The sequence below is a fragment of the Enterobacter cloacae complex sp. IR53030 genome (assembly GCF_049238365.1).
Taxonomy (GTDB): Bacteria; Pseudomonadota; Gammaproteobacteria; order Enterobacterales; family Enterobacteriaceae; genus Enterobacter; species Enterobacter kobei.
The window spans coordinates 97,244-119,829 of sequence record NZ_JBMKHA010000011.1; the positions used below are offsets into that span (position 1 = coordinate 97,244).

The window sequence follows — 22,586 nt, forward strand, 5'->3', positions numbered from 1 at the left end:
TTCTGCCTCTATTCTAAGGAGCCAGGAATAAGGGATTAATAGTGTGAGGATCTTTATTTCTGGTTGGTTTACCGTTTGTTTGACTTTGTAAGAACCGCTCCCGTCTTTTGCTTTTTATACGGCGGCTATACTGTTTAAAGGAGGCCTTATGTATCAGCGAATAGAGGGTGGGATGTGGCGTCACGTCTGGGTTGTCAGCGATATACATGGCTGTTATCACTGGCTTATGGACGAACTGAAACGCCGCCATTTTAATCCGTATGAGGATTTGCTTATTTCCGTTGGCGATTTGATCGATCGCGGTCCTGACAGCGTAAAAACACTGCAGCTCATCAATGAGAAATGGTTCAGAGCCGTGCGGGGTAACCATGAGCAAATGGCAATGGAAAGTCTGGACAATAACGATTCTGCGCTGTGGGCGATGAATGGTGGAGTGTGGTTTACGCGCCTTGATCGCGAGCAGCAGGCGCTGGCGCGAACGTTACTAAACGCCTGCCGCGAATTGCCGCATATTATCGAGATAACCTGCGCAAACGGTCTCAATGTTATTGCGCACGCAGATTACCCCGCCGCGGAATACCGCTGGCAAAAACCGGTGAGCGCCCAGCGCGTGCTGTGGGATCGCGACAGGTTGATGGGCTTTATGGTGGGCAAAGGGCAGGGGATTAGCGGTGCGGATCATTTCTGGTTCGGGCATACGCCCGTCGACAGGCGGTATGATTTTGATAACCTGCACTATATTGATACCGGAGCGGTGTTCGACGGTTACTTCACGCTGGCACAGCTACAGTAATAAATAACCCGCCTTCGGGCGGGTTCTCTTTAGGTCAGGCAAGGCGCATGACCCAGGCATCGGTTTTGCTATCGTAATGCTCACGGTAAAGAACAGAGTGTTCGCCATCAAGTATCGCCGGGACGCTGGTATCCGCATCCCATGCGTCGAGTTGCATGCACAAATCCGGGTCGGACTTGCAGGGAATACTTAACGTTCGATCGCCTTGTGCTTCGCCGCGCAGCTCTGCGTCGTCGATCTCAAAAGCGCCAATACGCACGCTGGTTTTCGTCATAGTGCTCTCCGGGTCGGTTTTCAGAATCTGGTATGACCAGTATGGGCATCCATTTTTGATCGTAGACAAGGAGAGCAAAATCGCCAGTAAAAAAATGCGCTTTTTTTTAGTCGGTGGGACTGTTACCCGTAAACAACCGGCCATCGCGGACCAACTCCCGCGGATAACTATTTTTCAGCCGCGAGCCGACCTTTTTCGCCAGACCCAACGGGAAGCCCTGATACGTCACAATAACCTCATCCTGAGACGGGGTAGTTTCCGGGTAAACGTCGCGACCACGATACCACTCTTCGGCTTCCTGATGCGTCAGTTCAAACGTGTTATCGCTGTCCGCCAGGGCGATGACCGCTTCGTGCTGCCAGCGGTACCCTTTATTATGCACTTCCGCTAGGCGGATCCCGATACGTGAAAAACGGACTTTACCAATAAGCGGCTCAATGGGTGCCGGGAACAGCCATATCTCTTTATCACGCATCCAGAGGTGCAGATTCTCATCCCAGATCAGCCCAACCTTGTTGGCGGCGGCTTTAAGTTGCACAGCATCGCGGCCCTTCAGCGGGGCGAACGGGAAATTGCCGACCTTAAATTTCGGGGCTGGCAGGGGAGCCACCGCCTGAGTTTTGCGCAGACGAGCCACAAAGAACCCTTCGCAGTCGTAAATCTGTGGGAACACGTGCAGGAAACCTTCCGGCGTGGCGGCCTCATCTGCCGTGGCAAACAGATCGTTAAGTGGCAGGAACTCAACGGCATCCGGGTATTGCGCTTTCAACCACAGACAGACGTCTTCGTTTTCATCGCGGTTGAGGGTACAGGTGGAGTACACCAGCGTGCCGCCGGGTCGCAGGGCGTGAAAGGCGCTGTCGATCAGTTCGCGCTGCGTGGCAGCGATCTCAAGATTGCTTTCCACAGACCAGTTCTTTAACGCATCGGGATCTTTACGCACCACCCCCTCGCCGGAGCAGGGGGCGTCGAGCAGAATGGCATCGAACGCTTCCGGCAAGGCGGCGCCAAACACGCGTCCGTCAAAATGCGTCAGGGCGACATTCTGGATACCGCAGCGGCTGATGTTGGCATGCAAGACTTTCACGCGGCTGGCGGAAAATTCGTTGGCAAGAATCGCCCCGTGATTACCCATCCGGGCGGCAATTTGTGTTGTTTTCGAGCCGGGCGCGGCGGCAACGTCCATCACGCGTTCAGGTGCGTTGCCTTCTGCGAACAGGGCGGCAACCGGCAGCATCGAACTGGCTTCCTGAATATAAAACAGACCGCTCAGATGTTCTGCGGTACTTCCCAGCGGCACGGCATCTTCGTCATCGCGCTCGATCCAAAACCCCTCTGCACACCAGGGCACCGGCGTAAGCTGCCAGTTGTAGGGGGAAACCAGCGTCAGAAAATCATCGACGCTGATTTTCAGCGTGTTGACGCGAATGCTCCGGCGTAACGGACGCTGGCAGGCGGCGATAAAATCATCTAACGACAGGTGAGAGGGAAGCGCCTCGCGCATTTGCGCAAGGAATTGTTCAGGAAGAAATACGGAGTTTTGAGCCACGTGCACACCACAGGGAAAAGTTCAGGTGCGCAGTGTAACATAAAGGCTCCGGCGCGTTGACACCGGAGCCTTTCAGATTAACGCGGCAGAGCCGTTCCCCATTCACGCCACTCTTTCGGTTCGCTTTCGAGCAGCAGGAAGTGTTTCCCCGACTGCGCTTTTGGCGCCAGTGGCGTGCCCGGCGGGGTGGCAAACGCAATACCGCCACGGATGAACTGGTTGAAGGTACCGGTTTTCACCACGCCCCCCGTCAGGCCGAAGTCCAGCGAGTAGCCAGATGCCAGCCAGAATACCGAGTTATTTCGTACCAGGTGCTGGTAACGGTCGCTGATACGTAACGCCACCATCACACGATCGGAGAGCGTTCCAAGCGTCAGACCCGTTACCGTACCCACCTCAATACCGCGGAACAGAACCGGCGTGCCGATGCCTAGTGAGCCTGCTTCCGGGACTTCCACCACAATGCTCAGGCCACCGAGGTAGCGCGAATCGGTGATGGTGGCTTCCTGCAGTTCGAAATCACGCCGTGCATTGCCCTGGCCGGGTTCGACGTTGATATAGGGCTGCAGAATAGTGTCGAGATGTTCAACGCCTGCGGCCGAAATCTGCGGCGTCACTACCGAGAAGCGGGAACCGGTGCGGGCGAAGGTCTGCACATATTCCGGGTAGAGCACCGCGGTGGCCTGTACCTCGTTGCGGGAGGTGATCAGCGTCAGCTTCTGGATCTGGCCGATATCAATGCCCAGGTAGCGAATCGGCATGCCTTCCGCCAGCTTACCGGCATCAAACGCATGCAGGGTAATCTGCCCACCCACGGCACGCGCGGCGGTTTCGGACGGGAAGAGAATACGCTTATCGCCCTTACGCAGGTTTGCGCCTGCACCGCTGAGGTTATCGAAGCTAATGGCGCCGCGCAGCGCGCGTGAGAGCGGGGAGGCCTGCACGGTCAGCCCGTTACCGTTAAGCTGAACTTTCGCGCCGCCTTCGGCCCAGAAGACGCTGTTTGGCGTCAGCAGCTTGCGATACTCCGGCTTGATATGCAGTTCGATATCAAACGCGTCCGCACGCGGGCGAACGGCGATCACTTCCCCGACTTCAAACTTGCGATACAGCACCACAGAACCCGCCTGGACGTCCGGTAGCGTCTCGGCGCTCAAGGTCAGCGTGGTCGTCGGCAGATCGCTCAGGCTGTTTTCAATCGCTTTGTCCAGGTTGGCATACAGCGGGTAATTTTCGCGGATGGGGCCTTTATCGCCCGGCAAAATGCGAATGCCGCCGTTAACCCATTCGCTGGCACTGGCACCAAGGAACTCTACGCCGTCCAGGCCTACCTTCACATCGACGCGGCTGTTTACCACGAATTTACTGTCGCCATGGACAAGGTTGCTGTATTGCGGATCGATCGCTACCGAGAAGCTCACGCCGTTTTCGGAAAGCGTTCGCTCCAGAACCTGACCCACCTGGACACCGTGGAGGATTAGCGGCTGACCGGCTTCAATACCATAACTTTCGGGTGCATTTAGCGTAACCGTCACAACGCCCGGTTTTTGCAGCAGGGCTTTATCCGCCGGGGCGATCACGAAGTTGTTGCTTGGCTTTCCTTCTCCGGGGATCAGTTCAAACGTGTTGCCGGTCAGCAAAGTGCTGAGACTGGCATCGTTAAGAGAGAGCTTCGGACTGCGCATCTCGATACGCGTTTTCTCGCGCAGGAGATCGACCACGCTGGGGTCGACGGTCATTTCGCCCGTCACCGAGCCGCCAGGGTTGAGCGTCATTTTGGTGAGCTGACCTACCTGCAGACCCTGATACATCAGCGGTGTTGATCCGGCTTTCAGACCTTTCGCATCGGGCAGAACAAGTTTGACGATCACCCCTCGCTGGCTGTGCGCCAGATCAGCATACAACCCGAACGTATCATCGGCAGCAGCAGGGCTGGAGTTCTCCGGGGAGTCAAAGGCAATCGCCCCGTTTACCAGTGCGGCCAGGCTCTCCAGCTTCACTTTAGCACCGCTCAGGCTGAGGTCGGCATCTACGCCAGACACGTTCCAGAAGCGGCTGCCTTTTTTCACCAGGTTGGTGAATCGGCGTTCGATCAGCACATCGATGGTCACGCCCTGTTTGTTCGGATTGATGGCGTAATCGTAAACGCGACCCACCGGAATTTTTCGGAAATAGACCAGCGAGCCACTGTTCAGTGAGCCGAGATCCGGCGCCTGCAGATGGATCATCAGATCGCCGTTATTGAGACGGTATTTTGGCTGCGTATCCAGCGCGACAAAGTGATCCTGCGGTTCGCCTTTGCCTGGCATCATACCGATGTAGTTACCGCCAACCAGCGCATCCAGCCCCGAGACACCCGCCAGAGACGCCTTCGGCGTAACCAGCCAGAACTGCGTTTCGCTGCGCAGCGCGTCCTGCATGTCCGATTTAATGCTGACCCGCACCTGAATTTTGTTCAGCCCTTTTCCGAGTGAGATGTCCTGAACCGTACCGACTTCAACCCCCTGAAAACGAACGGGGGTTCGTCCGGCGACGATGCCGTCGGCGGTCTGGAAATCAATGGTGACGGTACTTCCGCGATCTTCATAGCTCGTCCAGATAAGCCAGCCTGCAATCATCAGGGCGATGACAGGCAGCAACCAGAATGGCGAAATGCGGCGTTTAGTTTTAATTCTCGCTTCAGTCGGCGAAGCGGGGGTTTCCTGACTCATGTGCATCCCAAAGTAAGCGGCTATCCAGCCATTCCACAGCAAGAATAGTCAATATCACCGCAGAGCCGAAATAAAAAGCTGCGGGTCCCATAGTAAAAGCAAGTAACTGGTCGCGATTTATTAGCGACATCATCAGCGAAATCACAAACAGATCCAACATGGACCAGCGGCCAATCCAGGTGACAAATCGCAGAAGCAGTATTCGGGTTCGTAATCCTTGTTCACACTTAAAGTGAATGCTGATGAGCAGGGTGAACATCACCACGACTTTGGTAAAAGGAACCAGGATACTGGCGATAAAGACGATGGCCGCCACCCCAACGTTGCTGTGCGCCAGGGAGATAATGCCGGAGAGGATTGTATCCTCCTGACGGGCACCATTCACGTAAATGATGGAAATCGGCAGCATATTGGCGGGGATCAAGAACACCAGGGAGGCAATCAGCGCCGCCCAGCATTTTTGCAGACTGTTATTGCGTCGATGCAGCAAGGGTATGTGGCAGCGCGGACAGCGCCCACGGGGATCGGGCAACCCGGTGTAATGGCATCCCAGACAGACGCGGAGATTCTCATCCGGACGGGTGGCAGGGCGCTGAGGGTAAAAACGCTCCCAGAGTTGCTCAACGTTCAGGTGGATCAGCGTCAGGATGCTGAGCAGCACCAGGCAGATAAAGGCAAAAAGCCCGACGCCCGGCTGCAGAAAAGCATAATCCTGCACTTTAATTGATGCCACGCCCACACCGACCAGATAGATATCCAGCATCACCCACTCTTTGAGTTTATCCAGCATCAGCAGCACCGGGCGAAGATTCATCCCCAGGATGTTGCCAAACCACAGATAGGCAATGGCTGCAACCAGCACCAGTGGCGCGCCAACGGCGCAAAACAGCACCATGGCAGCGGTAATCGGATCGCCCTGGCGGGTCATCTGCCAGATTCCCTGCAGCACGTTGGCATCAATGCGTACGCCAAGCAGGTAGAGCTTCAGCAGGGGCTCGGTCCAGGCGAAGGGCATCAGCAGCAGCATGGTGACGGCCATGGCGGCCAGACGGGTTAACGACCAGTCTCGGCCGTCACGAATTTTCGCGTCACATCGGGGGCAAAAGGCACTTTGGTGCGATTTCATCTTCGGCAACATAAAAAGCGTATCGCACTGGGGGCAACGCTGATAATGTGCACGAGGCAAAGCGTCTCTTACCGTATGGACCGTTATCTTTTTTGTCGGCGTAATTTTGGTTGTTTTTAAGGCCATCAGCTGCGCACAAATAAGTATTGTTGAACGTTATATTAACTCATGAACGGATTCATCTTGAGCATGAGCGCATTTAATGCTTATTTTAATAGGCTATGCGGTAATTTTGTAAGACAACTAAGTGATTGAATAATGAACAAAACAGAATTCTACGCGGATCTGAACCGCGATTTTAAGGCATTGATGGCGGGTGAGACCAGCTTCTTAGCCACTCTGGCAAATACTAGCGCATTGTTGTTCGAACGTCTCTCTGACGTGAACTGGGCTGGCTTTTACCTCCTGGAAGGTGACACGCTGGTACTTGGCCCGTTCCAGGGCAAACTGGCTTGCGTGCGTATTCCGGTCGGGCGCGGTGTATGCGGTACTGCGGTGGCCGAGAATCAGGTACAGCGTGTGGAAGATGTTCATGCGTTTGACGGGCATATCGCCTGTGATGCCGCCAGTAATTCTGAGATCGTACTGCCGCTGGTGGTAAGAAATCAGATTATTGGCGTTTTGGATATCGACAGTACCGTCTTCAGTCGCTTCACAACCGAGGACGAGCAAGGGCTGCGCGAGCTGGTGGCGAATCTGGAAAACGTCCTTGCCGGCACCGATTATCAAAAATTCTTTGCGAGCGTCGCAGGATAATCAACGGATAACGTAGCATTTACTGATAGCGTCATTATAATGACGCCTGTTCATGCCTGCGCTTGTTGGCAACGTCCGTTGTAATCAGGAAATTTCATGGAAAATCAACCTAAGTTGAATAGCAGTAAAGAAGTTATCGCATTTCTGGCCGAGCGTTTCCCGCAGTGCTTCAGCGCGGAAGGTGAAGCTCGTCCCCTGAAAGTCGGTATTTTTCAGGATCTGGTAGCGCGCGTTGAGGGGGAAATGAACCTCAGCAAAACTCAGTTGCGTTCTGCCTTACGTCTTTATACTTCGAGCTGGCGTTACCTGTACGGTATCAAACCGGGCGCGACTCGCGTGGATCTCGACGGCAACCCTTGTGGTGAGCTGGACGAGCAGCACGTTGAACACGCACGCAAGCAGCTTGAAGAAGCCAAAGCACGCGTTCAGGCACAACGTGCAGAACAGCAAGCGAAAAAACGCGAAGCCGCAGCGGCAAACGGCCAGGAAGAAGCGCCTCGTCGTGAGCGTAAACCGCGCCCTGCGCCGCGTCGTCACGATAATAACGATCGCAAACCGCGTGCAGACAAACCAGCAGCCAAAGCCCCACGTGCGCCTCGTGAAGAGCCGCGCCATACCCCGGTTTCTGACATCAACGCGCTGAGCGTGGGTCAGGCGCTGAAGGTCAAAGCGGGCAACAATGCTATGGACGCCACCGTACTGGAAATCACCAAAGATGGCGTTCGTGTACAGCTGACTTCTGGTATGTCAATGATTGTACGCGCAGAACACTTGTTGTTCTGAAACGGAGGCCAAGCCTGGCATGAACACTTTTTTTAAGCTCACCGCGCTGGCGGGTCTGTTTGCTATAACAGGCCATGCTTTCGCAGTGGACGATATCACGCGTGTTGATCAAATTCCGGTACTCAAGGAAGAGACGCAGCACGCGACGGTGAGCGAGCGCGTGACGTCTCGTTTCACCCGCTCGCACTATCGTCAGTTCGATCTCGATCAGGCCTTTTCGGCCAAAATCTTTGACCGCTATCTGAACTTGCTGGATTACAGCCATAACGTTTTGCTCGCCAGTGATGTCGAGCAGTTCGCTAAGCGCAAATCCGAAGTGGGTGATGAGTTGCGGTCAGGCAAGCTGGATCTTTTCTATGACCTCTACAACCTGTCGCAAAAGCGCCGCTTTGAACGCTATCAGTACGCCCTGAAAGTGCTCGAACGTCCGATGGACTTCACCGGCAACGACAATTTTAATCTTGATCGCAGCAAAGCGCCGTGGCCGAAAGATGAAGCCGAGTTGAATGCGCTGTGGGACGGAAAGGTCAAATACGACGAACTGAGTCTCAAGCTGACCGGCAAAGATGAAAAAGAGATCCGTGACACGCTGACGCGTCGTTACAAATTTGCCATTCGTCGTCTGGCGCAGACCAACAGTGAGGATGTCTTCTCTCTGGCAATGACGGCCTTTGCGCACGAAATCGATCCGCACACCAACTATCTCTCCCCGCGCAACACCGAACAGTTCAATACCGAAATGAGCCTGTCTCTGGAAGGTATCGGTGCGGTACTGCAGATGGATGATGATTACACCGTGATCAATTCCATGGTGGCGGGTGGCCCGGCCTCCAAAAGCAAAGCGATCAGCGTAGGTGACCGCATTGTCGGGGTCGGACAAACCGGTAAAGGCATGGTCGATGTCATTGGCTGGCGTCTTGACGACGTGGTTGCGCTGATTAAAGGTCCGAAAGGCAGCAAAGTTCGTCTGGAAATTCTACCAGCGGGTAAAGGCACTAAAACCCGTATCGTTACCCTGACCCGTGAGCGTATCCGTCTGGAAGACCGCGCGGTGAAAATGTCGGTGAAAACCGTGGGTAAAGAGAAGGTGGGTGTCCTGGATATCCCTGGCTTCTACGTAGGGCTGACCGACGATGTGAAGGTTCAGCTGCAGAAACTTGAGAAACAGAACGTCAGCAGCGTCATCATTGACCTGCGCAGCAACGGCGGTGGTGCGCTGACAGAAGCGGTATCGCTCTCTGGCCTCTTCATCCCGTCTGGCCCTGTGGTTCAGGTGCGTGATAACAACGGTAAAGTCCGTGAAGATGCCGACAACGACGGTGTGGTCTACTACAAAGGCCCGCTGGTCGTGCTGGTCGACCGCTTCAGTGCGTCTGCGTCTGAGATCTTTGCCGCGGCAATGCAGGACTACGGCCGTGCGCTGATCGTGGGTGAGCCAACCTTTGGTAAAGGCACCGTTCAGCAGTATCGATCGCTGAACCGTATCTACGATCAGATGCTGCGTCCGGAATGGCCTGCGCTGGGTTCAGTGCAGTACACCATTCAGAAGTTCTACCGCGTCAACGGCGGCAGTACGCAGCGTAAAGGCGTCACGCCGGATATCATGATGCCGACAGGTACGGAAGAGACCGAAACGGGCGAGAAGTTTGAAGATAACGCGTTACCGTGGGACAGCATCAATGCTGCGACCTACGTGAAAGCGGGTGATATGACGCAATTTGGCCCTGAACTGCTGAAAGCGCATAACGACCGCATCGCGAAAGATCCGGAATTCCAGTACATCATGAAGGACATTGCGCGTTTCAATGCCCTGAAGGATAAACGGAATATTGTTTCTCTGAACTACGCCCAGCGTGAGAAAGAGAACAACGAAGACGATGCCACGCGTCTGGCCCGTATCAACGACCGCTTCAAGCGTGAAGGTAAGCCTCTGCTCAAGAAACTGGACGATCTGCCAAAAGATTACCAGGAGCCGGATCCTTACCTGGACGAGACGGTGAATATTGCCCTCGACCTGGCGAATCTGGAAAAAGATAAGCCTGCCGAGCAACCCGCTCCGGCGAAATAATCCCCCAACAGGCACAAGAAATTGTGCCTGTTTCTTTTTGTTCCGCATCCTTCCGTCAGGCAGATTTCCAATTGTGTAAAGTTGTGTCTTTCTGGTGACTTACGCCCTCCGGATGCTTGAAAATAGCCGCAATACCCATACGATGTGGGTAATCGCATAGTGCGCTTTGTTAAACTGAGGTTAAAAGAAAATTATGATGCGAATCGCGCTCTTCCTGCTCACCAACCTGGCGGTGATGGTGGTTTTCGGGCTCGTGCTAAGCCTGACAGGAATTCAGTCGAGCAGCGTTCAGGGTCTGTTGATTATGGCGCTGCTGTTTGGTTTTGGTGGCTCGTTCATTTCCCTGCTGATGTCAAAGTGGATGGCGCTGAAATCCGTCGGCGGTGAGGTGATTGAGCAGCCGCGTAACGATATGGAACAGTGGCTGATGAATACGGTGGCTCAGCAATCCCGTCAGGCCGGGATCGCCATGCCGCAGGTGGCCATTTATCATGCGCCCGATATTAACGCGTTTGCCACGGGTGCCCGTCGTGATGCATCGCTGGTTGCTGTCAGCACCGGGTTGCTGCAAAACATGAGCCGTGACGAAGCCGAAGCGGTCATCGCTCACGAAATCAGCCATATTGCCAACGGCGACATGGTGACCATGACGCTGATTCAGGGCGTGGTGAACACCTTCGTTATCTTTATCTCCCGTATCCTGGCGCAGATTGCGGCGGGCTTTATGGGCGGCAACCGTGATGAAGGTGAAGAGAGCAACGGTAACCCGCTGATCTACTTCGCCGTGTCGATGGTGCTGGAACTGGTGTTCGGTATTCTGGCGAGTATTATCACCATGTGGTTCTCGCGCCACCGTGAATTCCACGCGGATGCCGGCTCTGCGAAACTGGTGGGACGCGAGAAGATGATTGCTGCCCTGCAGCGCCTGAAAACCAGCTACGAGCCGCAGGAAGCGAACAGCATGATGGCCTTCTGCATCAACGGTAAATCAAAGTCGCTCAGTGAGCTGTTTATGTCTCACCCGCCGCTGGATAAACGTATTGAAGCGCTGCGCAGTGGGGAATACCTGAAGTAACGCGAAGCGTCACAATAAGCCGGGCAGGCGTATTCTCCGCCCGGCTTTTTTTATGCCTGAACCCTGGGCTGGGTAACGCGCAGACCGCTGACGATGGCCGCGAGGGTGGCAAGCGCGCCGGCGGTGAGCAGCGCAACGTGGTTACCGTTTTGCCCGGCAAGGTTAAACATCAGGGCAACCAGCGCCGCGCCGCTGCTTTGCCCCAGAAGGCGCGCAGTTCCCAACATCCCGCTGGCGCCGCCACTGCGGTGACGGGGCGCAGAGGTGATGATGGTGTGATTATTGGGGGACTGAAACAGGCCGAACCCCGCACCACAGAGGATCATGCGCCAGACGATGTCCAGATCGCTGGGTGATGACGGTAACAGTGCCAGCGCGAAAAGGCCGGTTGCCATGACGGCCAGTCCCACCGCACCCAACAAACCGGCATGGATACGTTCAATTAAGTAACCCGCTAGCGGCGCCATCACCATCGTCGCCAGTGGCCAGGGCGTTAGCAGCAGCCCGGTCTCCACCTCCGAACGTCCTACCACGCTTTGCAGAAAGAAGGGCAGAGAAACCAGCGCCAGCATCTGAGCGCAGAACGAGCAAATGGACGTACAGATGGAGAGCGAAAAGAGGGGGATACGCAGCAGATCTACCGGCAGCAAAGGAACGGGCAGGGCGAGCTGACGGCGAACAAAGAAGAATCCTGTTACCAGCAGGGCGATAAGCTCGATGCCGGTAAGCGCCATGGATTGCCCCTGAGCAAAGCCGCTCAGGGCTGTAATCAGCAGACCAAAGGTCAGTGCATTCATCACTGCGCTGGGGACGTCAAAACGCGGCATGGTACTTTTGGGGCCGTTAGCAGGAAGAAAACGCAGGGCAAAGAAGATAGCCACGATACCCAGCGGCACGTTTATGGCAAAGAGCCATTGCCATGAGGCAACAGAAAGTATGGCTGCTGCAATTGTTGGTCCGGCGGCGGAGGAAACCGCGACAATAAACGAGTTTATCCCCATCCCGCGTCCAAGGTGGCGTTGCGGATAGATCAAGCGGATCAATGCCGTATTTACACTCATCAGCGCCGCACCGCCAAAGCCCTGCGCTATGCGCGCCAGCGTCAGCGTGTGCAATGAGTCAGACAGGGCGCATAACAGCGAGGTAAAGGTGAACACCACCAGGCCGCACTGATAGACCCGACGGTGGCCGAACATGTCGCCGAGGAAAGAGAAGGAGAGCAGGGAAATCACAATCGCAATCTGATAGGCGTTAACAATCCATATCGAGCTGGCCGGGGAGGCCTGCAGGTCGCTGGCGATAGTGGGCAGGGCAACGTTCGCAATCGCGCCATCGAGGACGGCCATTGAGATCCCAATAATAATCGTAGCAATGGCGCCGTACCGCAGGGGCAAAGGCAGACCATCGGAAAGGTTCTTTTCCATCGGGGATAAAAAGCTCAGGGTGAAATTATTCTCAGGGTAACGATTTTAGCACTGTTAACGCCGTTATATGTCGCAGATTTGTAACGAAACAAACGCGCATTGATTGCAGGTAACATCACAGGAATTTATAATAAAAACCGGTTCTGATTTTTATAAAACACTCTCTATGAGGTGGTAAATGGCAATTGCGGATTTGGATAAACAGCCAGATTCTGTTTCTTCCGTGCTGAAAGTGTTTGGCATCTTACAGGCGCTCGGAGAAGAGCGTGAAATTGGTATTACAGAGTTGTCGCAGCGTGTGATGATGTCGAAAAGCACCGTTTACCGCTTTTTGCAAACCATGAAGTCACTGGGTTATGTAGCGCAGGAAGGAGAGTCTGAAAAATACTCTCTGACGCTAAAGCTGTTCGAACTGGGTGCCCGGGCGCTGCAAAACGTTGATTTGATCCGCAGCGCGGACATTCAGATGCGTGAGATCTCCCGTCTGACCAAAGAGACCATCCACCTGGGTGCACTGGATGAAGACAGCATTGTTTACATCCATAAAATCGACTCCATGTACAACCTGCGTATGTATTCGCGCATTGGCCGCCGCAACCCGCTTTATAGCACGGCAATTGGCAAGGTTCTGCTGGCGTGGCGCGATCGCGAAGAGGTGAAGCAGATCCTTGATGGTGTGGAATATAAACGCAGCACGGAACGAACCATTACCAATACTGATGAACTGTTAACGGTACTCGACAAGGTGCGTGAACAAGGATACGGCGAAGATAACGAAGAGCAGGAAGAAGGGCTGCGCTGCATCGGCGTTCCGGTGTTTGACCGTTTTGGCGTGGTGATCGCGGGTTTAAGTATCTCTTTCCCAACCCTGCGATTCTCAGAAGAGCGTCTGCACGAGTATGTGGCTATTCTGCACACTGCCGCGCGTAAGATTTCCGAGCAGATGGGCTATCACGACTATCCCTTTTAACGCGTTTTAGCATAAAAAAACGCCGCATTTTCTGCGGCGTTTTTCGTCAGTGGTTAACCAGGCCAGTTAGCCATTATCAACCACGACGGACATCTTTCTCAGTACCGGGCAGTTGGTTAAACCAATGATGCCGCTATCAGAATGGAGATACTGCGCCGTGCTTACGCCTTGTGCTGTTACGTACTTACACTGAATACCTAAGCCTGCTGCATTTTCGGTGCTTCCCACAAGCACACCGTAGCCGGTTAACAAAAGTCCAATCCAGAGTATCGCCAGTACTATAATCGTTCGAATAATTACGCGCATTGTTACCTCTTTTATCGTTGTTATCATGAGGCTAGCCTAAACGGTTTACGTAATGAAACAAGTGCAGGATTCTGAAAAAGACCTGATGTTGGTACAGTTAGTCCTTGTTTAAGGTCACCGTGATAACCTGGTTGTATCAGGTCTTTAGACGGAGTGTGGAGTGAAAAAAATACGCTGGGTGATTCTGATTGTCGTACTGATAGCGTGCGTGGTGTTATGGACGCAGACGATCAATGTGATGTGCGATCAGGATGTACAGTTTTTTAGCGGCGTTTGCGCAATCAATAAGTTTATCCCGTGGTAGCACGCATTTTTTCTTAAGGTGATTTCCTTCCTTCGCACCAGTGGTAAAATAGGCGTTTTTATTGAGGTGGTGAAATGGGTGAGTTACTGAACTCAGGGTTGCTGAATGTAGCATCCCTGATGATCTCTTTGGTTGTTCTGCTGGTGGGTCTGGTCATTTGGTTTTTCGTGAACCGTGCCAGTTCCCGTACAAACGAGCAGATTGAACTGCTGGAAGCGCTGCTCGATCAGCAAAAGCGTCAGAATGCGCTGCTGCGTCGTCTGTGCGAGGCTAACGAACCGGAAGGGAAAGACGAGTCAAAAGAGGCTGTCGCTGAAAACAACCAGGATCAGGACGATTTTATCCGTCTGGTGGCTGAGCGCTGATTGCCGTGTCCCGGGAGGGACTGTGGTCTGGTTCAGTCCAGGTGTAATCCCTCCCTGAAAACGCGTTAAGTGGTAAGGCAGATAATTTAGCACCAGTTAATAGTACTTTCAGGATACTGAAAACTGGCGATTATTTATCCTTATAAACGAAGCGATGAATTGTTGCATATATTCTGTATGTATCTACGCTCAAAAATGTTTTATTTTTATCGAAACGTTTTGCTTGCCTTGTTTTGATGCAGCGTCATAAAAATTTCATTATTTTGGTGCATAACCCTCCTTATTACCTGCTGCATTTTAATACAGTTCGGTGCGGATTATTAACATTGAGTTTTTCCTGAAACATTACGCCCCCGTTGCAATGATTTAAGCATAAGTTTTCACAATTTGTTCTAACTCAATCAATTCCGAAGATTTCTTTTCACGGTTGCTGGACGCATTGTAATGATTGAGCTATGTTAAAAAAGTCTTAGATTACAGTGCTTGCGAAAGCACCGTAGAGCCTGTGTAAGAGCGTTAAGCTGTCTGTGTGTATCGCGCATAATTGTGCAAATCCTTACAGACAGTGTTCGAATTTGTGCGGCGGATCGAGACATGTTTAAAAATGGCTTGCCATATTAAACATAGTGTGTGATAACACGTTTTGGGTCAAACGAGGTACAGTTCTGTTTATGTGTGGCATTTTCAGTAAAGAAGTCCTGAGTAAACACGTTGTCGTTGAATACCGCTTCTCTGCCGAACCTTATATTAGTGCCTCATGCAGTAATGTCTCAGTTTTATCTCAGTCAATGCCTGCGGGCTAAGAAAACACTCTAAGGAATTTTGCAAATGGCAAAGATTAAAGGTCAAGTTAAGTGGTTCAACGAGTCTAAAGGTTTTGGTTTCATTACTCCTGCTGACGGCAGCAAAGACGTGTTCGTACACTTCTCTGCAATCCAGGGTAACGGCTTCAAAACTCTGGCTGAAGGCCAGAACGTTGAGTTCGAAATTCAGGACGGCCAGAAAGGCCCAGCTGCAGTTAACGTAACTGCTATCTGATCGAACCGCTGCTGACTGAAGCGCGTAGCACTTCAATCTCAGACATAAAGCCTCGCACAATGCGGGGCTTTTTTATGCCCCTATCTTTCAAAATATGACTATCCTCTGTCTCGTTAGCAACTTGTTGCAAAGCTGCGAGGTTAGAAGCACAGTTTCGCCTCCCTCAGCGCATCTTTTCCCGTTAAATCAGAGCGTTGTTTAACAGCTCTGGGGTTCAGGTGAAAAAGAAATTAATTATGAGCGCTGGTAATTTCACACCAGCGCGTTTTGCGCTGCTCTGTTTTGCTATTTTCTGCAGTCTGGCTTTTTTACTGGGTCGTGTTGCCTGGCTACAAATCATCAAACCAGACAACCTGGTGAAGCAGGAAGATATGCGATCGCTGCGTCAGCTGACGATTGATGCTCCACGAGGGATGATCACGGATCGTGAAGGCCGACCTCTGGCGGTCAGCGTGCCCGTCAGAGCCGTATGGGCCGACCCTAAAACGGTACTCGCAAAAGGGGGCGTTGGTTTTGACGATCGCTGGCAGGCGCTGGCGAGCGCGCTTCATCTCTCCCTGAATACCCTCTCTTCGCGCATTAACGCCAATCCCAGGGGCCGGTTCATTTACCTGGCTCGTCAGGTTGATCCTGCGCAGGCCAAATGGATTGATAAACTGAATTTGCCGGGAATTAACCTGCGTGATGAATCGCGCCGTTTTTACCCGGCAGGCCACGTGGCGGCCAATCTGATTGGCTTCACCAATATTGACGGGCAGGGCATTGAAGGGGTGGAAAAAAGCTTTAATACTCAGCTGACGGGTAAAGCGGGTGTCCGACAGGTAAGGGAGGATCGCTACGGCCGGGTGGTTGAAAACCTGACGGAAGTTGCGCCCACGCCAGCGCATAACATTCAGCTCAGCATCGACGAGCGGCTACAGACCATTACCGAAGACGCGCTGGATAATGCCGTGGCCTGGAATAAGGCCGAGTCAGGGGCATCGGTATTGATCAATATCCCAACCGGCGAAATACTCGCCATGGCGAGTTACCCGGACTTCAACCCCAATAACCGGGAAGGCGCGACAATTAACGATTTTCGTAACCGGGCTATTAGCGATACGTTCGAACCCGGCTCGACCGTTAAACCGCTGGTGCTGATGACGGCGCTGCAGCAGGGGCTGGTCCAGCCGGACAGCGTGATTGACACCCATCCTTATACACTTGATGGACACCGTATTCGCGACGTGGGCTACTACCCGGAGCTGACGATGACCGGGATCCTGCAGAAATCGAGCGATACCGGAGTCTCCCGGCTCTCGCTGGCGATGCCCATACAGCACCTTCTTGATACCTACCGGAACTTTGGTTTTGGCACGAACACGGGTCTTGGCTTAACGGGGGAGAGCGCGGGTCTGTTGCCACAGCGTAAGTACTGGAGCCAGCTCGACCGCGCGACCTTTGCCTTCGGCTATGGCCTGATGGTGACGCCGCTCCAGCTTGCCCACGTCTATGCGACGATTGGCGGATTTGGACTGGAGCGTCCCCTGTCCATCACCCGCATCGATCCCCCCGTTATCGGGCACCGCTTTATGCCGGAGGAGATCGCGCATGAGGTGGAGCATATGATGGAGAGCGTTGCGCTACCCGGTGGCGGTGGCGTTAAGGCCGCGGTGCGTGATTACCGCGTGGCGGTAAAAACCGGTACGGCGAAGAAGATTGATGACAGCGGCAAATATGTCGATAAATATGTCGCCTATACCGCGGGCGTCGCGCCTGCGAGCGATCCGCGTTTTGCGCTGGTCGTGGTGATTAACGAGCCTCAAAACGGGGCGTACTACGGTGGAGCGGTTTCAGCGCCGGTTTTCAGCGAAATCATGGGCAACGTGCTGCGCCTGGAGAATATAAAACCTGATGGCCTCCCGGCCGGTTCTGACCACCTTATCGTCATGCGGTAATCCAGCCGTTTTATAGCGGGGCGAATAGCGGTACACTTCGCCCTTTGGTTTATGCCCCGGAGTTGCCATGTCCTTCAGTTGCCCCCTTTGTCATGCGTCGCTGATGCGCTCAGATAAAAGTTATCGTTGTCCGCAGGGACATCAGTTTGATATGGCGAAAGAAGGATATGTGAATCTTCTGCCGGTGCAGCATAAGCGCTCCCGCGATCCGGGCGATAGTGCGGAGATGATGCAGGCACGCCGTGCATTTCTCGATGCCGGACACTATCTGCCGCTGCGGGAGACAGTTGCGCAGATGCTGGATGATATGTTGCCTGATTCGGCGTCCGCCATGCTGGATATCGGTTGTGGAGAAGGATACTACACCGCGCGGTTTGCGGAAGTGGTGCGTGAGAAGGGGGCCTTAACATTCGGTCTCGACGTGTCGAAAGTGGCCATTCGCGCGGCGGCAAAGCGTTACGCGGACGTGACGTTCTGCGTGGCATCCAGCCACCGGCTGCCGTTTGACGATGCCAGCATGGATGCTGTTATCCGCATTTATGCGCCCTGCAAGGCGGAAGAGCTGGCTCGCGTGGTGAAGCCGGGCGGATGGGTCATCACCGTCACGCCGGGCCCGCGTCATCTGATGGAGCTGAAAGGGCTCATCTATGATGACGTGCGTCTGCATGCCCCCCATTCTGAACAGCTGGCCGGTTTTACGCTGAAGCAGGAGAAGTCAGTGGCGTATCAAATGGATCTGGAGGGGCAGGAGGCGGTAGCACTGTTGCAGATGACGCCGTTCGCGTGGCGGGCAAAACCGGAAGTTTGGGCGGCGCTAGCGGCCCGGACGACGTTTAGCTGCCAGACAGATTTCAGTATCCATGTCTGGCAGCGCGACGCTTAACCCGCGAAGTGTGCCCAGAGGATCTGGGCACCAATGCCGATCAAAACGATACCGCCTAAGATCTCGGCGCGTTTACCCAGTAGCGGGCCGATAAAGCGTCCGACCATTATGCCCAGCGTGGACATAATCAGTGTTGCACAGCCAATGGCCAGCGCAGTGGCGATAATGTTAACCTGCAGGAAAGCCAGACCCACCCCGACGGCCATGGCGTCAAGGCTTGTGGCGATAGCGGTTGTCACCAGCAGCCAGAATCCATGGCGGTATTGCGGTTCCGCATCTTCATCATCCCCGCCGCGAAAACCCTCGATGACCATTCGGCCACCGAGAAACACCAGCAGAACGAACGCGATCCAGTGATTCCACTCGAGCACGAACTGGCTGGCGAGCATACCCAGACCCCAACCGATGAGCGGTGTCAGCGTTTCGATGGCGCCAAAAATCAGCCCGGTACGCAGTGCTTCTGAGAATTTAGGTTTGTGGAGCGTGGCACCCTTGCCAATGGAGGCAGCAAAAGCGTCCATGGACATGCCAAAAGCGAGAAGGATCGTAGCGGAGATATTCATAACAGCGTCCAGACCGGGGATATCCATATGACACATCACTGCCCCCAGTAAACAGCAGTTGATGTATCTATGGTCTCGCCTGATCTCTTTTGCACCGTAAGCGTGCTGAAAGCGATCCGTACGTGCCACGTTTTTCAACGAGTATGTTGACACGTACATTTCCTGAGTGCAGGAAATCGGCTACTCCCCAACGACGGGCGCAACCTTAACATATTTTGAGAATATAAAACAACATCGAGGAAGGCTTAATTTACTCGCTTTCTTGATAACGATTTTCATTTAGGTTTATGCGTGAAAATATCGTTAATGAATATAAGTCAAAAGAGGATGGCAGATATAGCAACGGCTATATTCAGGGTGAGAAAATAGCGTAATATATAGCCGATGCTATAAATTTAAATTATTGAGTTTTAAGGAGTAATGTGTAGATTTTTTCAAGGTCATCAATATTCTTGACCCGGATGAGCAGGCGGCGTTGTTCTAATTGCATCACTAACACACCGTCTTCGGATAAATTCATCTCTTTAATGCGGTTATATTCTATCCATACGTTGGCGAAGAAGAATCCGTGTTTTTTAAAAATGAGTTTTGGCGAACGGATCCAGAAAAGGTAAATCGCCATTAATGCCAGCGCACATAATAACCATGTGGTTAATATTGCACCGTGGCTGGTGACGTTATTGTAGATCAGAATGACCACCAGACCCGCGAAGATAAACGCATCAATACGTCCGCGGCGTAAGAGGGGAAGGGTCAGTAGCGTCTCGCCGTGGCGGCGAGGCATAATTAACTCGTCATAGATAGCGTAAGCCAGAAGGGCAACAATAAATAAAACCAGTACGATGTCCGTGACAGTCATTCATCCTCCGGATAACCGATAAAAAACCGGGGGCAAGCCCCCGGCGTCTCACGTTACTGCTTTACAGACCCAGCAGGCCGACAGCGTAGCCCGCGATACCGATGACGAAGAAGCCAACGATGATCCACAGCGGGTTCACCTTCTTACGCAGCAGCCACATACAGGCGAAGGTCAACAGCAGCGGTACCAGGCCCGGCATCAGCTGATCCAGGATAGTCTGCACGGTGGTGACGCGGGTCTGACCATCCTGGCCGGTGATGGTCGATACCACCAGCGGGATGTTCACGTGCGTCCACTTGTTCACCAGTGCCCCCATCACAAACAGGCCGAGGATTGACGCCCCCTCGGTCAGTTTCTGCAGGAAGCCGCCGCCCATATCCTTAACAATATCCACGCCCTTGCGGTAGCCGTAGGCCACGCCGTAGTAACGGGTCAGCAGGCGCACAGCGTTGAACAGGATAAAGAACAGCAGAGGACCGAGCAGGCTGCCGCTCATGGCGATCCCCGCCCCCAGTGCGGCAAAGACCGGACGAACCGTACCCCAGAAGATAGGGTCACCTACACCGGCCAGAGGACCCATCAGACCGACTTTGATACCGTTGATCGCACCATCGTCAATCTCTGCGCCGTTGGCACGCTGCTCTTCCATCGCTAGCGTTACGCCCAGAACCGGCGCGGCTACATATGGATGGGTGTTGAAGAATTCCAGGTGACGCTTAATCGCCTGACGTCGTGCTTCGTTATTTTCCGGGTACAGGCGCTTGATCGCCGGTACCATGGAGAAGCAGAAGCCCAGCGCCTGCATACGTTCGAAGTTCCATGAACCCTGAAACAGGTTAGAACGGATGAACACGCCACGAATATCACCCGGAGTGAGTTTTTTCTCGGTGGTAGTTTTTGTAATATCAACCATTTCGCTCACCTGTTAGTCCAGTTCGTTATCGAGATCGTTGTTACCAGCAGCCTGCGCTGGGGCACCCGCAACGCGGTTATATTTCGGGCTGAGCTGGATGTAGAGAATTGCCATGACGGCACCAATGACACCCAGTGCAACCAGGTTGAAGTTGGTGAATGCTGCGGTCACGAAGCCGAGGTAGAAGAATGGCATCAGGTAGCCTGCGCGCATCATGTTAATGACCATCGCATAACCAACGACCACGATCATACCGCCCGCGATGTTCAGACCGCCGGTGACCACTTCTGGAATGGCGTTCAGCATGCTCTGGACTTCACTGGTACCGACTGAGATCGCAACGATAACCGCCGGAATGGCGATACGCATCGCCTGCAGGAACAGGGATGAAACGTGGATCCAGGAGAGTGCCGTAAGGTTGCCGTTTTCGGCCGCCTTATCCGCCGCGTGCTGGAAAGCAACGGTGATGGTACGTACGATAATGGTCAGAACCTGGCCTGCTGCGGCCAGAGGGATGGCCAGAGCGATACCTGCACCGATACTCTGATGACCGGCAATAACCAGAACGGTCGAAATGATGGAGGCCAGCGCGGCATCTGGCGCAACGGCAGCACCGATGTTCATCCAGCCGAGGGCGATCATTTCCAGCGTACCCCCGATGATGATACCGGTTTTCATATCACCCAGAACGGCACCAATCAACGTACAGGCCACCAGAGGACGGTGGAACTGAAATTCATCAAGTACGGATTCCATACCCGCAATACATGCGACGACGAACACCAGCACAATCTGAAGAGTGGTAATCTCCATTGTACTTCTCCTATTACATAAGCTTTATGTGAAAAACCGGCGCGGGCTTATTTCCCAACTTTACCGATCAAATCCATCATTTTCAGTTTCTGGTCAGTGGAAACTTTACGGGCTTCCAGCTCAATACCGCGCGCATTCAGCTTGTTGAATGCCTCGATATCTTTCGCATCGACTGAAATGGCGTTGTTGACCTGCGTTTTGCCCTGACGGAACGCCATACCCCCAATGTTCACGGAGGTGATTTTCACGCCGCCTTCAACAATGCGCTCAACGTCTGTCGGGTTAGTAAACAGCAGCATTACGCGTTCACCCGCGTATTTCGGGTTGTTGTAAACGCGGATCATCTTGGCGACATCCACCACGTGCGCGGTGACGCCAGGAGGAGCAACCTGAGTCAGAAGGGTTTTACGTACGGTGTCGGCGGCAACTTCGTCGCTGACGACGATAATGCGGCGAACGTTGGTCTCTTTAGTCCAGCGCGTTGCCACCTGGCCGTGGATTAAGCGGTCATCAATACGTGCAAGGCCGATGACCATGTAATCATTCGGGCCCATGGGTTTTGCCGGTGTAGCCACTTTCGGTGCTGCTGCTGCCGCGGGAGCGGGTTTCTCAACCGGCTGTGCTTTCAGGGCTTTCACGCCCTCACGGCCCGTTTCAACCGCCAGGGCGACAAGCTCATCAAACGTCGGGTTGTCGTCGCGCGCCATAAAGGTTTCCACCAGCATGGGAATGTTAACGCCGGCGACGACTTCATAATGCTCTTTATCGACGACAATACGGCTGGCAGCATTGAACGGGCTGCCGCCCCATGTATCAACGAGAAACAGCACGCCTTTGCTGGTATCCAGCTTCGAGAGTTGAGCGTTGTACTTCTCAATCAGCGTCTCGGCGTTTTCACCGGGAACGAAATCGATCCAGCCGACGTTTTCCTGCTCGCCCAACAGCATCTCTGCCGTTTTGAGTAGCTGCTCAGCAGCCCAACCATGTGTGCCTATGACAATAGCAATGGTCACTTGCTACCTCCTTTTATTATCATTAATACGCCTGCCGGGCAGACGTACTGAGAATCGTATTGG

At 53.6% G+C, this 22,586-nt stretch carries 22 protein-coding genes, 1 pseudogene and 1 riboswitch; of the genes and pseudogenes, 12 read left to right on the forward strand and 11 right to left on the reverse strand.

Features of this window, described 5'->3' with window-relative positions; all coding sequences use genetic code 11:
- The first annotated feature begins 148 nt into the window (after positions 1–148).
- Positions 149–793 carry a protein-serine/threonine phosphatase gene (gene pphA / locus ACOTXR_RS13140; protein ID WP_058690981.1) on the forward strand — a complete coding sequence of 215 codons (645 nt, stop codon included), beginning with the start codon at positions 149–151 and terminating at the stop codon, positions 791–793.
- 34 nt (positions 794–827) lie between these two features.
- Here the strand turns inward: pphA and ACOTXR_RS13145 are convergent, their stop codons facing one another.
- From ACOTXR_RS13145 to yebS, 4 genes are all read right to left on the reverse strand, one after another.
- Positions 828–1,067: a YebV family protein gene (locus ACOTXR_RS13145; RefSeq protein ID WP_008500472.1), complete on the reverse strand. Its 240-nt coding sequence runs from the start codon at positions 1,065–1,067 to the stop codon at positions 828–830.
- Positions 1,068–1,173: 106 nt separating this feature from the next.
- Entirely contained in the window at positions 1,174–2,616 is a 1,443-nt protein-coding gene (gene rsmF, locus ACOTXR_RS13150; protein ID WP_045134186.1) for a 16S rRNA (cytosine(1407)-C(5))-methyltransferase RsmF, read from the reverse strand.
- A gap of 77 nt (positions 2,617–2,693) precedes the next feature.
- Positions 2,694–5,327: a PqiB family protein gene (locus tag ACOTXR_RS13155; protein ID WP_014884295.1), complete on the reverse strand. Its 2,634-nt coding sequence runs from the start codon at positions 5,325–5,327 to the stop codon at positions 2,694–2,696.
- A complete protein-coding gene (yebS, locus tag ACOTXR_RS13160) occupies positions 5,296–6,579 on the reverse strand; it encodes a membrane integrity lipid transport subunit YebS (protein ID WP_023330643.1) in 1,284 nt (427 codons plus the stop codon). Before yebS ends, ACOTXR_RS13155 begins: the two co-directional genes overlap by 32 nt.
- A gap of 132 nt (positions 6,580–6,711) precedes the next feature.
- Here yebS and ACOTXR_RS13165 point away from each other — a divergent pair, with 132 nt between their 5' ends.
- The 4 genes from ACOTXR_RS13165 (at position 6,712) to htpX (ending at position 11,135) form a co-directional block, all read left to right on the forward strand.
- The gene (locus ACOTXR_RS13165; protein ID WP_014884293.1) at positions 6,712–7,209 is read left to right on the forward strand and encodes a GAF domain-containing protein; all 498 of its coding nucleotides are present in this window, start codon (positions 6,712–6,714) and stop codon (positions 7,207–7,209) included.
- Positions 7,210–7,305: 96 nt separating this feature from the next.
- Complete coding sequence (gene proQ / locus ACOTXR_RS13170) at positions 7,306–7,992, forward strand: RNA chaperone ProQ (protein WP_014884292.1); 687 nt, start codon at positions 7,306–7,308, stop codon at positions 7,990–7,992.
- A gap of 19 nt (positions 7,993–8,011) precedes the next feature.
- Positions 8,012–10,060 carry a carboxy terminal-processing peptidase gene (gene prc, locus ACOTXR_RS13175; RefSeq protein ID WP_058690980.1) on the forward strand — a complete coding sequence of 683 codons (2,049 nt, stop codon included), beginning with the start codon at positions 8,012–8,014 and terminating at the stop codon, positions 10,058–10,060.
- Positions 10,061–10,253: 193 nt separating this feature from the next.
- Positions 10,254–11,135: a protease HtpX gene (gene htpX, locus ACOTXR_RS13180; RefSeq protein WP_014884290.1), complete on the forward strand. Its 882-nt coding sequence runs from the start codon at positions 10,254–10,256 to the stop codon at positions 11,133–11,135.
- Positions 11,136–11,185: 50 nt separating this feature from the next.
- On the opposite strand, the gene ACOTXR_RS13185 is transcribed toward htpX, so the two are convergent.
- Positions 11,186–12,559: an MFS transporter gene (locus ACOTXR_RS13185; RefSeq protein WP_014884289.1), complete on the reverse strand. Its 1,374-nt coding sequence runs from the start codon at positions 12,557–12,559 to the stop codon at positions 11,186–11,188.
- A gap of 178 nt (positions 12,560–12,737) precedes the next feature.
- Here ACOTXR_RS13185 and kdgR point away from each other — a divergent pair, with 178 nt between their 5' ends.
- Positions 12,738–13,529, forward strand: a complete 792-nt coding sequence (gene kdgR, locus ACOTXR_RS13190) for a DNA-binding transcriptional regulator KdgR (protein ID WP_014884288.1) — start codon at positions 12,738–12,740, stop codon at positions 13,527–13,529.
- 66 nt (positions 13,530–13,595) lie between these two features.
- On the opposite strand, the gene ACOTXR_RS13195 is transcribed toward kdgR, so the two are convergent.
- Entirely contained in the window at positions 13,596–13,835 is a 240-nt protein-coding gene (locus ACOTXR_RS13195; protein ID WP_014884287.1) for a YobH family protein, read from the reverse strand.
- A gap of 160 nt (positions 13,836–13,995) precedes the next feature.
- On the opposite strand from ACOTXR_RS13195, the gene mgrB reads away from it, so the two are divergent.
- The 6 genes and pseudogenes from mgrB to rlmA all read left to right on the forward strand — a co-directional run bounded on the left by mgrB (position 13,996) and on the right by rlmA (position 18,362).
- Positions 13,996–14,139: a PhoP/PhoQ regulator MgrB gene (mgrB, locus tag ACOTXR_RS13200; RefSeq protein WP_014884286.1), complete on the forward strand. Its 144-nt coding sequence runs from the start codon at positions 13,996–13,998 to the stop codon at positions 14,137–14,139.
- A 74-nt stretch (positions 14,140–14,213) separates the two neighbouring features.
- On the forward strand, positions 14,214–14,504 hold the full coding sequence (locus tag ACOTXR_RS13205; protein ID WP_014884285.1) for a YebO family protein: 291 nt from the start codon (positions 14,214–14,216) through the stop codon (positions 14,502–14,504).
- Positions 14,505–15,175: 671 nt separating this feature from the next.
- Positions 15,176–15,320: pseudogene (locus ACOTXR_RS13210) on the forward strand (DUF2627 domain-containing protein).
- A 12-nt stretch (positions 15,321–15,332) separates the two neighbouring features.
- The gene (gene cspE, locus ACOTXR_RS13215; RefSeq protein WP_001062678.1) at positions 15,333–15,542 is read left to right on the forward strand and encodes a transcription antiterminator/RNA stability regulator CspE; all 210 of its coding nucleotides are present in this window, start codon (positions 15,333–15,335) and stop codon (positions 15,540–15,542) included.
- Positions 15,543–15,760: 218 nt separating this feature from the next.
- Entirely contained in the window at positions 15,761–17,479 is a 1,719-nt protein-coding gene (gene ftsI, locus ACOTXR_RS13220) for a peptidoglycan glycosyltransferase FtsI (protein ID WP_058690979.1), read from the forward strand.
- A 67-nt stretch (positions 17,480–17,546) separates the two neighbouring features.
- A complete protein-coding gene (gene rlmA / locus ACOTXR_RS13225) occupies positions 17,547–18,362 on the forward strand; it encodes a 23S rRNA (guanine(745)-N(1))-methyltransferase (protein ID WP_058690978.1) in 816 nt (271 codons plus the stop codon).
- Here the strand turns inward: rlmA and mntP are convergent.
- The 5 genes from mntP to manX form a co-directional block, all read right to left on the reverse strand.
- Positions 18,359–18,925: a manganese efflux pump MntP gene (gene mntP, locus ACOTXR_RS13230; protein ID WP_032629253.1), complete on the reverse strand. Its 567-nt coding sequence runs from the start codon at positions 18,923–18,925 to the stop codon at positions 18,359–18,361. The genes rlmA and mntP overlap by 4 nt on opposite strands.
- Before the next feature lie 10 nt (positions 18,926–18,935).
- Positions 18,936–19,126, reverse strand: a riboswitch (yybP-ykoY riboswitch).
- Between the two features lie 199 nt (positions 19,127–19,325).
- Entirely contained in the window at positions 19,326–19,784 is a 459-nt protein-coding gene (locus tag ACOTXR_RS13235) for a DUF986 family protein (protein WP_050861732.1), read from the reverse strand.
- A 61-nt stretch (positions 19,785–19,845) separates the two neighbouring features.
- Complete coding sequence (locus ACOTXR_RS13240; RefSeq protein WP_047356850.1) at positions 19,846–20,697, reverse strand: PTS mannose transporter subunit IID; 852 nt, start codon at positions 20,695–20,697, stop codon at positions 19,846–19,848.
- 12 nt (positions 20,698–20,709) lie between these two features.
- Entirely contained in the window at positions 20,710–21,510 is an 801-nt protein-coding gene (manY, locus tag ACOTXR_RS13245; protein WP_008500490.1) for a PTS mannose transporter subunit IIC, read from the reverse strand.
- A gap of 47 nt (positions 21,511–21,557) precedes the next feature.
- A complete protein-coding gene (gene manX / locus ACOTXR_RS13250) occupies positions 21,558–22,523 on the reverse strand; it encodes a PTS mannose transporter subunit IIAB (RefSeq protein ID WP_023330636.1) in 966 nt (321 codons plus the stop codon).
- Positions 22,524–22,586 lie beyond the last annotated feature (63 nt).